The 13,775-nt window shown below is 63.4% G+C and carries 9 protein-coding genes; 5 read left to right on the forward strand and 4 right to left on the reverse strand.

Annotated elements, in window-relative coordinates; genetic code table 11:
• The first annotated feature begins 111 nt into the window (after positions 1–111).
• Genes stf0 through cysC form a run of 3 tightly spaced genes read left to right on the forward strand, consistent with a single transcriptional unit; the run spans position 112 to position 3,712 of the window.
• Positions 112–921 carry a trehalose 2-sulfotransferase gene (gene stf0, locus QRN54_RS21610; RefSeq protein WP_007735934.1) on the forward strand — a complete coding sequence of 270 codons (810 nt, stop codon included), beginning with the start codon at positions 112–114 and terminating at the stop codon, positions 919–921.
• Positions 918–1,832: a sulfate adenylyltransferase subunit CysD gene (gene cysD / locus QRN54_RS21615; RefSeq protein WP_007735932.1), complete on the forward strand. Its 915-nt coding sequence runs from the start codon at positions 918–920 to the stop codon at positions 1,830–1,832. Before stf0 ends, cysD begins: the two co-directional genes overlap by 4 nt.
• Positions 1,832–3,712 (forward strand): adenylyl-sulfate kinase, encoded by a 1,881-nt coding sequence (gene cysC, locus QRN54_RS21620; protein WP_047272727.1) that lies wholly within the window; start codon positions 1,832–1,834, stop codon positions 3,710–3,712. Before cysD ends, cysC begins: the two co-directional genes overlap by 1 nt.
• Here cysC and QRN54_RS21625 read toward each other — a convergent pair.
• Genes QRN54_RS21625 through QRN54_RS21640 form a run of 4 tightly spaced genes read right to left on the reverse strand, consistent with a single transcriptional unit; the run spans position 3,709 to position 10,688 of the window.
• A complete protein-coding gene (locus QRN54_RS21625; RefSeq protein ID WP_003944134.1) occupies positions 3,709–5,079 on the reverse strand; it encodes a sulfatase family protein in 1,371 nt (456 codons plus the stop codon). The genes cysC and QRN54_RS21625 overlap by 4 nt on opposite strands.
• Positions 5,080–5,135: 56 nt before the next feature.
• On the reverse strand, positions 5,136–8,333 hold the full coding sequence (locus QRN54_RS21630) for a carboxyl transferase domain-containing protein (RefSeq protein WP_285183050.1): 3,198 nt from the start codon (positions 8,331–8,333) through the stop codon (positions 5,136–5,138).
• Positions 8,330–10,039 carry an AMP-binding protein gene (locus QRN54_RS21635; protein WP_502944070.1) on the reverse strand — a complete coding sequence of 570 codons (1,710 nt, stop codon included), beginning with the start codon at positions 10,037–10,039 and terminating at the stop codon, positions 8,330–8,332. Before QRN54_RS21635 ends, QRN54_RS21630 begins: the two co-directional genes overlap by 4 nt.
• Positions 10,040–10,052: 13 nt before the next feature.
• A complete protein-coding gene (locus QRN54_RS21640) occupies positions 10,053–10,688 on the reverse strand; it encodes a TetR/AcrR family transcriptional regulator (RefSeq protein WP_285183052.1) in 636 nt (211 codons plus the stop codon).
• Between the two features lie 150 nt (positions 10,689–10,838).
• On the opposite strand from QRN54_RS21640, the gene QRN54_RS21645 reads away from it, so the two are divergent.
• Positions 10,839–12,215, forward strand: a complete 1,377-nt coding sequence (locus QRN54_RS21645) for a M20/M25/M40 family metallo-hydrolase (RefSeq protein WP_076948835.1) — start codon at positions 10,839–10,841, stop codon at positions 12,213–12,215.
• Positions 12,212–13,774, forward strand: a complete 1,563-nt coding sequence (locus QRN54_RS21650; protein ID WP_275231980.1) for a YfcC family protein — start codon at positions 12,212–12,214, stop codon at positions 13,772–13,774. Before QRN54_RS21645 ends, QRN54_RS21650 begins: the two co-directional genes overlap by 4 nt.
• Position 13,775 lies beyond the last annotated feature (1 nt).

Raw genomic sequence — 13,775 nt, forward strand, 5'->3', positions numbered from 1 at the left:
GCGCGACATTTCGTGACCCGCACATTTAACGTTTCACGTCGAGATTTAACCTCTGCGTGAGTTTATTTTCCCAGCTTGCGGCGGTTTCCGGCCCCCCTTAGCGTTGCTCGCATGACGGAGGCCCAACGCTCGTTTCTCGTCTGCGCTTCGCAGCGCAGCGGCAGTACTTTGCTGGTCGAATCCCTGCGAGCAACCGGGGTCGCGGGTGAGCCGGAAGAGTTCTTCCAGTACCTCCCCGAGACCTCGCGATCGCCGCAACCGAGGCAGTGGTTCGAAGACGTCACGGACGAGTCCGTCCTGGGTCTGCTCGCCCCGTTCCACCCGGGCACGCCGGACACTCGCACCTCCGAACAGTGGCGCACACAACTTCTCGAACTCGGCCGAACCCCCAACGGAGTCTGGGGTGGCAAGCTGATGTGGAACCAGACGCCGCTCCTACTCGATCGCGCGGCCGGATTGCCCTGGCGCAGTGGGACGGACCTACGTTCCGCACTCCACGACACCCTCGATCACGACCTGCAGTTCATCCACGTCTATCGAGAAGATGTCGTCGCTCAAGCTGTGTCGATGTGGCGCGCCGTGCAGACACAGGTTTGGCGCGACGACGCGACTCCACCGAATCTCTCGGACGGTGCGCAGTACAACGCAGTCGGAATCGCGCACCTGGTGACGATTCTCGGCGAGCAGGAACGCCAATGGAAGCGCTGGTTCGAGGAAGAGGACATCTCTCCCATCGAAGTCGGGTTCCGCGATCTCACCGAAGACCCGCAGTCCGTGGTCGCAAAAACCCTCATCTCCCTCGGCCTCGACGGACAACTGGCCCCGCCACCGCCGCTGCGTCGTCAGAGCGACGGACGATCCCGCGAATGGGTGCAGCGTTATCGCATCGACGCCGAACAGAACGGATATCCCGTCACATGAGCACCGTCACCGATGTCGTCGACGAACTCCGAGTTCTCGAATCCGAAGCGGTTCACATCATTCGAGAGGTGGTGGCAGAACTCGAGAGACCGGTACTGCTCTTCTCGGCCGGCAAGGACTCGATAGTCCTGCTTCGTCTGGCCGAGAAGGCGTTTCGGCCCTCCCCACTCCCTTTCGCGGTCCTGCACGTCGACACCGGTCACAATTTCGAGGAGGTCATCGAATTTCGCGACCGCCGAATCAAGGAGGGCGGGCACACACTTCTGGTTGCTTCCGTTCAGGATTCGATCGACCAGGGCAGAGTGCAGGAGTCGACCGAGACCAGCGGATCGCGAAACCGCCTGCAGACCAGAACCCTGCTCGACGCTCTCGAAGCTGGAAGGTTCGACGCCGCGTTCGGCGGCGCCCGCCGGGACGAGGAACGTGCGCGCGCCAAGGAAAGAGTCCTCAGCTTCCGTGACGAGTTCGGCCAGTGGGACCCGCGAGCGCAACGGGCCGAACCGTGGTCGCTCTACAACGGTCGGATCAGACGCGGCGAGTCCGTTCGTGTCTTCCCGCTGAGCAACTGGACCGAGCTCGACATCTGGCGCTACATAGCCCAGGAGGAACTGGAACTGCCGTCCATCTATTTCGCGCACCAGCGGAGGGTATTCGAGCGCGACGGAATGCTCCTCGCTGCTTCCGAATTCAGCACCGACGCCGAGAACGCCGCGGCAACGACCGAGTGGGTGCGATATCGAACCGTCGGCGATCTGACCATCACCGGCGCCGTTCGATCGCACGCCACCACCATCGACGACGTCGTCACCGAAATCTCGGCCGCGACGGTTTCCGAACGAGGCGAGACTCGCGCAGACGACCGAACGTCGGTCGCCGCGATGGAAGACCGAAAGCGTGAGGGCTACTTCTGATGACGACCACCATCACTCGCCAACTCCTGCGACTGGCCACGGCGGGTAGCGTCGACGACGGCAAGAGCACGCTGATCGGCCGACTGTTGCATGACACCGACAGTCTGCCAACCGATCACCTCGATTCCGTCACCGACGAGCACGGTGTCGCCGACCTGGCTGCACTCTCCGACGGACTACGTGCCGAGCGTGAACAGGGCATCACGATCGACGTCGCGTACCGATTCTTCTCCACCCCGACCAGAAGTTACGTACTCGCCGACACCCCGGGGCACGAACGCTACACGCGCAACATGTTCACCGGAGCATCCAACGCTCACGTAGCGGTCCTGCTGGTCGACGCGAGGACCGGCGTGCTGCGTCAGACGCGCCGGCACGCCAGAATCGCCGCACTGCTCGGTGTTCCGAACCTTGTAGCCGTGGTGAACAAGATCGATCTGGTGGACTTCGACGAAGCGAGATTCGCTCAGGTGCAGGAAGAATTGCGGGCCTTGGCACGGCAAGTCGGACGCGAGGACGTACTCGCCATACCGGTCTCCGCGAAAGCCGGCGACAATGTCGTGACGCGGTCCGAGAACACCGCGTGGTACGAGGGGCCGACGCTCCTCGAGTACCTCGAAGGCGTCGAACTCCATGCGCCCGCGACGCACATCGAGGAGCTTCGGCTTCCCGTGCAATGGGTTTCGCGCCCCGATCCGCAGAATCGTCGCCGGTACACCGGCCGGATCTCGGCAGGCACACTGAGCGTCGGAGACGAGGTAGTGGTCCTGCCGTCCGGATCGAAGAGCACCGTGATCAGTCTGGACACTCTCGACGACAACCGCAGTACTGCCGTTGCACCACTGTCGGTTTCGGTGGAACTGGCCGACGACATCGACGTCGGACGTGGCGACGTTCTGGTCAGTGGCGGTGCGCAGGCTCATTTGCCGGTTCTGGCCCGAGAACTCGAAGCCACCATCTGCTGGTTGTCCAACACACCGTTGCGCGCGGGCGATCGGATAGCGCTCAAACACACGTCCCGGACCGTGCGAGCGACCGTCCAAGAACTGCACACCCGTCTCGATCCTGAAACGCTCGACGAGCAGGACAGCCCAGTCGAACTGGGACTCAACGACATCGGAACGGTCACGCTCCGAACCAGTTCCGTGGTGGTCGCCGACACCTACGACCACAATCGGGACTCTGGCGCCTTCATCCTGATCGACGAGCAGAGCAACGACACCGTCGGCGCCGGCACCATTCTCGAACCTCGCGTCGTCGTTCCCGGCGAGCAGACCCGCAACGACATCAAGTGGCATCCGTCCTCACTCGAACGTCAACGGCGATGGGCGTCTACCACCCAGAGGGGCGCGACGATCTGGTTGACCGGCCTACCTGCATCCGGAAAATCCACCGTCGCAGTCGCTGTCGAACGTGCGCTCGTCGACGCGGGACGCACCGCGTATCTGCTGGACGGTGACAACGTCCGCCACGGTATCTCCGACGATCTCGGGTTCTCGCCGGGAGACCGAGCCGAGAACATCCGACGCGTCGGGCATCTCACTCGACTGTTCGCCGACGCCGGCGTGGTGGCGATCGCGTCGATGGTCTCGCCACTGCGTTCGGATCGAGCAATTGCGCGCGCGCTCAACGAAGCTGCCGGGCTCACCTTCCTCGAAATTGCCGTCACCACTCCCGTCGAAGAATGCGAACGTCGAGATCCCAAGGGCCTGTACGCTCGTGCGCGGGCGGGTGAACTGAAGGGGCTCACCGGAATCGACGCGCCTTACGAGACGCCGGAGGAGCCGGACCTGGCATTCGACACAACCGGCGCTGACATCAACGAGCTGGTCGAGCGGGTCATCGCATTGTTGGAAGAGCGCGAAGCCGCAAGGCCCTAGGGGTTTTCGGTGTCCGACTCGAGGTAACCGCGGTCCGCACTGTAGGCGGACCGCACGTTGGGTCGGACACCGATCTTCTCGAGGTACGCCGCCATGCGGTGCACCGCCATCGCGCTTCCCAATGCCTCGTCCGGGAGACGATCATCCGTTTCGGCGCGCCACGTGTGAAGCTGCGAGGACAATTCCGCCTGTATTGCCGAGACTTCCGGTCGATCGATCAGATTGATCTTCTCGTCCGGGTCGGCACGGAGGTCGTACAGCTCCCGGGGTGCGCGTACCGCAAGATGCTCGGTGCCGAGCGCTTTTCCGGAAAGACTGTCCTCGATGTCGAGCGGTAGATCCAGAGCCGGGCGGACGGCGTAGTTCTCGATGTAGCTGTAGTCCTTGGTTCGCACCGCACGAATGGGATCGAAGCTGTCGTGAAAGGTCTTCTCCGTGAACAGGGAAGTACGAACGGGTTCGGACGGTTCAGTTCCGCGGTCGACGAGGGCATCGGCGTGCGAGCGCCCTTCCACCTCGGTGGGGACGTCGATTCCGAGCAGATCGAGAATGGTCGGAACAAGATCCACACCACTGAACAGTGTCTCGTATTCCTTTCCGCCACTGCGATACCGCGCGGGAGGCCGAGCGATCAAGGCAATACCGGTACCCGGGGCGTAGAGCGTCGACTTGGCACGCGGGAACGCCGCGCCGTGATCAGTGAGGAAGAAGACCCAGGTGTTCTCGTCGAGCCCCTCTTCCTCGAGGGTCGCGAGCAGTTCCCCCACCGCGGCGTCGGCCACCTCTACGCTGCCGTGGAATTCGGCCAGATCCTCGCGCACCTGTGGCACGTCCGGAAGGTATCCGGGGACCTCCAGGGCTGCGGTGTCCGCCGGGGTATAGCGATCGGCGGGGTACGGGCGATGCGTTTCGAAGAATCCCGTGGTGAGCAGGAACGGCTCGGGCGGGAAGCGTCGTAGCCAGTTCTGGGCACGCGGAACCACGTAGTCGCAGAACGAGTTGGTGACGTCGTACTCGTGGTAGCCCAGTCGCTTCGGATACGCAGTCTCGTGCTGCATGCCGAAGAGCGAGGTGTACCAACCGTTGTCGGAGAGGATCTGCGGGAGCGTCTGCACCTCAGCGTGGTACTCCCAGCCGTGGTGCGCCAACCCGATCAGACCGTTGTTGTGCGGATACCTGCCCGAGAAGAGCGATCCGCGCGAAGGCGAGCACAGCGGCGCCGTCGCGTGTGCGTCGGTGAACCGGATGCCTTCTGCCGCCAGCCGGTCGAGATGGGGGCTGTTGACCCCGGCGACACCGTAACTCGCGAGGTGCCGCCCCAGGTCGTGCCAATGAATGATCAGGACGTTATCTCGCGCAGCCGACACGTGGGCAAGGCTAGTTGCCCCGCCCACGTGCGGCAACAGCTCGAATCAGCAGGATCTCAACTGTTTCTGCAGAGTTGTCTGATCCATCCGCGGGTATCGGCCGGATCGATGACGTCGTCCAGTTCGAACGTGGTCGCCGCCATCAGCGCCTTGCCCTGTGCGTAGGCCAGTTCCACGAACTGACCGAACAGCGTTTCCCGAGCCACCGGATCTTCGACGGACTCGAGTTCCTTGCGGAAACCGAGACGCACAGCACCTTCCAGACCCATCGGCCCGATCTCGCCCGTCGGCCACGCGACCGTGAACTCGGGGGCGTGGAAGGAACCACCGGCCATTGCCATGGCGCCCAACCCGTAACCCTTGCGCAGGATGATCGTTCCGAACGGCACGGTGAGGCGAGCACCGGCAACGAAGAAGCTGCCGAACCTTCGAACCGTCGCCTCCTCCTCCGAATCCGGGCCCACCATGAATCCCGGTGTGTCGCACAGCGTCACCAGAGGGATGCGGTGCGCTTCGAGCAGTTCCAGGAAATCCGAAGCCTTGTCCGAGGCTTCCGCGTCGATCGCGCCGCCGAGATGCTCGCTGCTGTTCGCCAGCACACCGTACGGAACTCCTTCGACACGAACGAGTGCGGTTACTACACCGCGTCCGTAGTCTCGACGCAGTTCCAGGACGCTGTCGACGTCCGCGATTGCGTCGATCGCTCCACGAACGTCGTACGAGCGCAGGCGATTCTCCGGCACCACATGCCGCGAGAGCCGCGGATCCGGAGCGGTCCACTCTCCGCTCGCACCCTGGAAGTAGCCGAGGTACTGCTTGGCCAGCGCCACCGCATGAGCGTCGTCGTCAGCGACCAGGTGTACGACGCCGTTGCGGCGCTGCACGTCGATGGGGCCGATGTCCTCGGGGCGAAAGTTTCCGAGCCCGCCGCCCTCGACCATGGCAGGACCACCCATCCCGATGTTGGCGTCCGGTGTCGCGATCAGGACGTCGCACGCGCCGGCCAGGGCCGCGTTGCCCGCGAAACAGCGCCCGGACACGACGGCGACCATGGGCACCCGCCCGCTCAGCGCCGCCATGGCGCGGAAGGTTCCCAGCTCGAGGCCCGCCCCGGCGCCGGCGTCGGTGTCACCGGGGCGACCGCCGCCACCTTCCGCGAACAGCACCACCGGAACTCGCTTGCGATCGGCGATCTCGAGCAGGCGGTCGGTCTTGGCGTGATTGCGCATGCCCTGGGTACCGGCGAGCACCGAGTAGTCGTACGAGATCACGACGCTCTCGCCGCCGCTGATGGTCGCCACTCCGCCGATCAACCCGTCGGCAGGAGTGTTGGCGATCAGGTCTTCCTCGCTTCGCCGACTCCGCTGCGCCGCCAGCGCGAGAGCGCCGTACTCGACCAGGCTGTCGTCGTCGACCAGGTCGTAGACGTTCTCGCGAGCAGTCCGGCGTCCCAGCTTGTGACGCTTCGCCACGGCTGCGGGCCGGGCCGGGTCCAGGGTCACCTCGTGGCGAGCGATGATCTCCGCGAGATCGGGACGCACGTCGTCGAGGTCCACCTCGTCGACCTCGGCGAGCTTCGATCCCGCGCTTGCACTACGGACGACGAGCAACGGTTCGCCCGCACCCACCGACCTCCCCGGTGACGACAGGACCCGGACCACTTCGAGATCACCGGGCGCCGAGAGAACATGCTGCATCTTCATCGCCTCGAGGACGGCAACCTGGCCACCCGCATGGACGCCGTCACCGACTGCCGCGAGTTCGACGACGATGCCCGCCATCTGTGCACGGACCACATCCTCGTCCGGTGCCACGTCCACAGACGAGGAGGGCGTTTGTGGGCCAACGTCGGGGACGAGGTCCGCCAATCGAGAACCCAACCAGTCGACGTCGACCAGGCCGTCGCGGAAGTCCTTGTCCGACAGTATTGCCTGCAGGAACTCGATGTTGGTCGCTACGCCGTCGATGGCGAACTCACTCAAAGCGGCAATCGACTTGCGCACCGCGGCAGGGAAATCCGATCGACGCGTGTGGGTGATCACCTTTGCCAAGAGCGAATCGTAACGCGCACTCGGCGAGAGTCCGACCGTACCGAAGGTGTCCACTCGCACGCCGGGTCCGCCCGGAGGAGTGAAGTTGTCGAGCGTGCCGGAGGACGGCAGCGCATTGCCGTCCGGCGTCATGGTTTCCATATTGACGCGGGCCTGTATCGCAATCCCCGAAGCGTTTGCCACGGATCCGACTGTCTCCGAGGCCTTCTCGACAGCGGTGATCCCTGTTGGCAGGTCCAGGTTCTCGAACGGAACTCCGTCCGCGATCGCGAGCTGCACGGCGACGAGATCGATTCCGGTGACCTCTTCGGTCACCGTGTGCTCCACCTGAATTCGGGGATTGACTTCGAGGAAGACGAACCCGCGTTCCTCGACCAGGAACTCGACCGTCGCGATGCCTCGATAGCCGACCTCGGCGCACAGCCTCGCCGCCGCAGCGTGAAGACGCTCGCGCAGGGCCCCCGACAGCCCCTGCGCGGGCGCAACCTCGATCAACTTCTGATGGCGACGTTGGACGCTGCAATCGCGGTCACCCAGAGCGAGCGCGTGGGTTCCACCTTGCCCCGGTGCCGCCACGATCTGCACTTCGATGTGCCGAGCGTGCTCACTGAGTACCTCGGCGAACAGTGCCGAACTGCCGAATCCCGACTGGGCTTCGGCCGCACACACACGGTACGCGTCGTCGAGCGCTTTCGGGTCGCGCACCGCGCGCATGCCGCGGCCACCGCCGCCGCTGAGCGCCTTGATCATGATGCCGCGGGAGTTGCGCTCGAAGAATTCACGCACCTCGTCGAGGTCGGCGTTCGCCGATGTCGACGGCAGGACCGGCACTCCTGAGTCGACCGCCGCGGTGCGGGCACTGGCCTTGTCGCCGAAAGTCCGGAGAACCTGGGCGTCCGGGCCGACGAAGACGATGCCCGCCTCTGTGCACGCCTGCGCGAATTCGGCATTCTCACTGAGGAATCCGTAACCCGGGTGCACGTGCGTGGCGCCCGTTTCGGCCGCGATCTTCAGCAGTGCGCTCTGATCCAGGTACGCGGATGCGCCCGACGCTCCGAGCGGCACCGACTCCGTGGCCGCCGCGACGTGCGGACTGGACGCGTCGTCCTCGGCGTACACCGACACCGTCTCGATCCCGAGTTCACGGGCAGTTCGAATGATCCGCAGCGCAATTTCGCCGCGGTTCGCAATCAGCAGTCTCACTTGTCCCCCTGAGTGCGCTCGAACAGATCGCCCTTGCGCACCTTTCCTGTCGCTGTCATCGGAAGCGCCTCGAGCACTTCCACTTCGGGCACCTTGTACGTGGCCATGTTCTCCTTCGCCCACGAGACGATCTCGTCGGCCGCAGTGTCGGAACCCTCGACCAGTTGGACAAACGCAAAAGCCACCTGCCCCTTGTCCGGGTCCGGTTTCGGCACCACCGCAGCCTTTTCGATCGCCGGGTGCAGCATTAGCAGCGCTTCCACCTCGGAGGGAAAGACACTCATGCCGTTGGTCTTGATCATTTCCTTGTTCCGCGCCAAATAGTGCAAACCGCCACGCTCACTGAACTTTCCGACGTCACCGGTCTGCAGCCAGCCGTCACGGATGGCGTCGGCGGTGGCCGCCTCGTTGCGGTAGTACGCGGAAAGGATGGATGGGCTGCGCACGATGATCTGCCCGTGCTCGCCGACGGGCACCGGCCTGCCGTCGTGATCGACGATCAGAACGTCGGTGCCGGGCACCGGAATTCCGCAGAACACCGGCTCGCTTTTCAGGTCGTAGTCGCCGTCCTGGAAGCCGAGGGTGATCGTGTCCGCGGTGTGGGTTTCGGTCATGCCGTAGCTCGCTTCGCGCAGAACGCCGCCTGTAGCCTCGCGCCACCGCTGGCGCGTGGCCGGATCGAGTTTGAGAACGAACGAAACTGCCATGACGTTCTGGAGTGTCGAGAGATTTCGCTCCGCGAATCCTGGCGTGTCCATCAGTTCGACGTAATTGTCGACAGTTCCGACCAGCGAGGTCACGCCGTAAGCCTCGACAGCGTCGAGCGTGGTCTCCGCATCCCAACGATTCAGCAGGACCACGGTTCCGCCGTTGACGAGCGGAACCAGGATGCCGAAGTCCTCACCTGCGATCCAGAAGATCGGCAGAAACACCAGGGACACCGGCGGATTGGCACCCACCTGGTCACCGCCCGCAAGCGTCGCGGTGGCCGCGGTGTAAACCATGTGGCGCTGAGTGTGCTCACAGCCCTTGGGCATTCCCGTCGTTCCGCCCGTGTAGTTCAGGGCGGCGAGGGAATCGAGTTCGGTGGCGACAGGAGTCGCCCGCTCACTGGTGATGATCGACTGCCAGTCGCTCAGGCGCGGATCGTCGACCTCGAAGGGCAGTTCGACGGTCGGGATCGCCGTCAGCATGTCCGACACTGCAGTCTTCGCGACGTGTTCGAGTGGAGTCTGTGAGCGAACCTTCTTCACCAACTTCGAGAAGGTGTTCTGCGTCAGTAGGACCTTGACGCCGGCATCGTTGAGTTCGTGAATCAATTCATGTTCACGGAAGAGTGGATTGATCGGCACGTGAACCGCACCGACCTTGAGAATGCCGAGCATCGCGATATGGAACTGAGGGCAATTGACCAGGTGAACGCCGACGCGATCGCCGCGTTCGACTCCGAGTGACAGCAGCCATCCGGCAAAACGATCCGAAAGCTCGTCGTATTCGGAATACGTGATGACCCGGCCGTAGAAGACGATGGCAGGAGTATCCGGCCGCTCGATCGCCCAATGCCGCAAGTAATCGACAAGTCCCCCACCTTCGAGCGGATACTCGACGGCGCGGGGAATGCCGGCGGGCCAATGCGCTTGTTGCAGCGCAGAGATCTCCGCCAGAGCCGCTTCGAGCACGTCTTGTTCTGCCACCGATCGCTCCATTCGTAAAAGAAATCTATTTCGACTCTTCGAACCCGATCAACCGCTCGGACATCGTCGTCATATCTGCAATGAACTGGTTCTGCTCTTCGACACTCGCCTTACTCAGTCGTGCTCCACCGGCCATCTGTGCGTCCGAGATCATCTGAACGAGCACCGGGGGCGAAACACAGGGATCTACGTCGTGAACCTGTCGAATCCGTTCGACAAAGCGGATGTAGCGGCTCACGAGCTTTTCGCGAACCGCCGACCAACTGCGCTCGACCTCGGAATCCACCCGCGCCCGATGCTCGATCACCGCGAGCAGGTCACCGTAGGTGTACACGGCCGTGATGAACGCCGACGTGGTCGTTCGGAGAACTTCGCGTAGATCCTCGGCCGCCGGGCCCTCCATGTGCTGAGCGTCGAGGAAGCGTCGGCACATCATTTCGGCGACGGCGCGGAAGACCTCGTCCTTCGACGAGAAGTACGCGTAGAAGGTCGCCCGGGACACATCAGCCCTGGTCGTGATCGTCTCGACCGTCACGGCGTCGTATCCGAGTTCGCCGAAGCAGAGGGCAGCGGTGTCGAGCAGTCCGGCACGGCGTGGACCGTCGCCGAGTTTGCGGGCTGTCCGCGCTCGCTCCTGCGTTTCGCTGGTGGTCACCGTCACAGTGTGTGTTGACGTTGACGTCAATGTCAAGAATCGCGGGCCCGACGCCCCACTTCGGCTTTTTGTTCGGGTCACCCTTTCACACCCCGCATATCGGGTGTAAGACTCTGCCTCTAATGTTTTTCGCCTTTCCCAGAAGGAGTCAATTCCGTGCCGGAAGAATCCGCCTCGCCCTCCTATTCCACAATCAAGGAAACAGTTGCAGCTTTGATGCCGGCACTGGAGTCGGAACTCGTCGAACTTGTTCGTATTCCGTCGATAGCAACAGAAGGTTTCCCCAGCGAGCCCCTGTTCGAGGCTCACGACCTGATCGTTTCTCTATTGGAGAAGTCCGGAGTCACGAAGATAGAGAAACTCGAAATAACAGGTAAAACTGCGCCGGTCATCATTGCAACAGTTCCCGGTCCAGAGGGAGCCCCGACCGTATTGATGTATTCGCATTACGACGTCGTTCCCGCCGACGACGTCGAACTCTGGGATTCACCGCCTTTCGAACCGAGCAAGCGTGACGGCGCGATTTACGGCCGCGGTACGGCAGATTCGAAGGCAAACGTCATCGGCATGATCGGCGCGCTTCGCGTCTTCGACGGAAAGCCGCCAGTGACGGTCAAGCTCGTCATCGAAGGCCAGGAAGAATTCGGCAGCCCCTTCGACAACTATCCGCCGGAAGCCCCCGAATTGTTTGCGGCCGACGCAATGGTCATCGCCGACGTCGGGAGCGTTCGACCCGGATCACCGACCCTGACCGTCGCACTGCGCGGATCGGCCCAGGTGATCGTCGAACTCACCACTCTCGGAGCCGACAAGCACAACGGCCTCTACGGCGGCGCCGCACCGGACGCCCGCCTCGCGCTCATCCGCGCACTGGCGTCGCTGCACGACGACAACGGTGACGTGGCGATCGACGGCCTCCTGCGCGAACCGTGGACCGGCAGTTCATACACCGAGGACGAGTTCCGCACCCTCGCCGAGATCCAAGACGGGCTTCCGCTACTCGGAACCGGCGGCATCGGCGAACGCATCTGGTCGGGCCCGGCCATCACCGTGACGGGCATCGACGCTCCCCCTGTGGACGGTGCGGTCAACGCCGTCGCAAGCACTGCCCGCGCCGTGATCAATCTGCGCGTACACCCGCGCCAACCTGCCACCGAGGCGCAGGCTGCTCTGGTCCGGCACCTGGAAGCCCTGCGCCCCTTCGGTTTGCAACTGACCGTCACCGCGGGAGAAACCGGCGACGGGTTTGCGGCAGCCGAAGGTGGACCGGCCTTCGACGCGGCATTGTCTGCACTATCGCAGTCGTGGGGTGAGCCGGCCGGGCTGATGGCAGGCGGCGGCTCGATCCCCCTCGTGATGGCCTTGGATACAGCAGTGCCCACCGCCGAGAAGCTGTTGTTCGGCGCCACTGACGGTTACGCGAACATCCACGGCCCCAACGAACGCGTCCTGCTCGACGAGCTCGAGAAGGCCGTCGTCGCCAAAGCACTGTTCTTCCAGGAGTACGCCGACACCTTCGAGGGGAAGAAATGAGCACCGAAACCGACACGGGGTCCGCACCTACTCCGGCCAAGAAGAAGTTCGAGTTCCCCGGCGCGGTCACGATGCTCGCGATCGTCACCATTCTGGTCTGGGTTGCGGCACTGTTCATTCCGGCCGGACGCTTCGGCGTCGACGTGGACGGCTCACCCGTTCCCGGCAGCTTCGAGACCGTCACGTCTCCGCTCTCGTTCTGGGAACGAATCCAGCAACTGATCCTCTCCCCCGTGAACGGCCTCTACGGCGTCCAGGATTCGATCACCGGGTTCGTCGACACCGACAACATCGGACGGCTCTTCGGTTCCGTCGGCGTAGTCCTCTTCATCATGGCGCTCGGTGCGTTCATCTCGGTCAGCTTTGCCACCCGCAGCCTGGAAACCGCTGTCTCCCAACTCGCTACCAAGCTCAGCGACAAGGGCTGGTTGCTCATCACCGTCATCATGGTGCTGTTCTCGCTGCTCGGTTCGACAATGGGCTTCTCGGTCGAGACGTTCGGCTTCTACGCCCTGCTCATACCGCTGATGACGGCACTGGGCTACGACCGCATGGTCGCGGCCACCATGATCATCCTCGGCGCTCTGGTCGGAAACATGGCGTCGACCGTCAATCCGTTCTCGATCGGCGTCGCCTCCGGTGAGGCAGGCGTCTCCATCGGTGACGGCATCGTGCTGCGCGTGATCCTGTGGATCGTATTGACCGCTGTGGCAGTGGTATTCGTTCTCCGCTACGCCGCAAAGGTGAAGAAGGATCCGTCCAAGTCGCTTGTCGGCTTCGACATCGCGGACGACGAAGACGAAGAGCCGGCCGAGCCGGCCGACATCGACGGCAAGCTCACCGGAACTCAGAAGCTGGTACTGCTCATCACCGGACTCACCTTCGGACTGATGATCTTCTCCGTCATCCCGTGGTCGAGCATCTTCGGCGCCACCACCGGTCCGGCCGAGTACGACGCGTACCACGTCACGGCAACCGAGCCCTACTGGTTCGAGTTGAACTGGTGGTTCCCGCAATTGGCGATGCTGTTCATCCTCGCCGCCGTTCTCGTCGGCATAGTCGCCAAGATGGGTGAGAAGAAGATCGTCTCCCTGATCACGCGTGGAGCCGGCGACATGGTCGGACCGGCGATCGTCATCCTGCTCGCTCGCGGCGTCTCGGTGATCATGACCAACACCGAAACCCTCGACACCATCCTCAACGCGATGGAGCAATTGGTCAGCGGCGCTTCGGCGGGGGTCTTCGCGATCCTGGTGATGCTCGTCAACATCCCGCTGGCGTTCCTGATCCCGTCCAGTTCCGGTCACGCCACCCTGGCGATGCCGCTGCTCGCACCGCTGGGCGACTTTGCCGGAGTCAGCCGAGCACTCGTCATCACCGCCTTCCAGATGGGCCACGGCCTGATGCTGATGGTTGCCCCGACCAACGTCGTCGTTGTCGGCGGGTTGGCCATGGCGAAGGTCGGCTACGACAAGTTCCTGCGCTTCGTCTGGCCACTGCTACTGATCAACTTCGTGATCGTTGTCGTGGTGATCGGCGCAGCAGCGGTATTCGAGTAGT

It is taken from the genome of Rhodococcus sp. MEB032 (assembly GCF_030208925.1).
In the GTDB taxonomy this organism is placed as follows: domain Bacteria; phylum Actinomycetota; class Actinomycetes; order Mycobacteriales; family Mycobacteriaceae; genus Rhodococcus_F; species Rhodococcus_F qingshengii.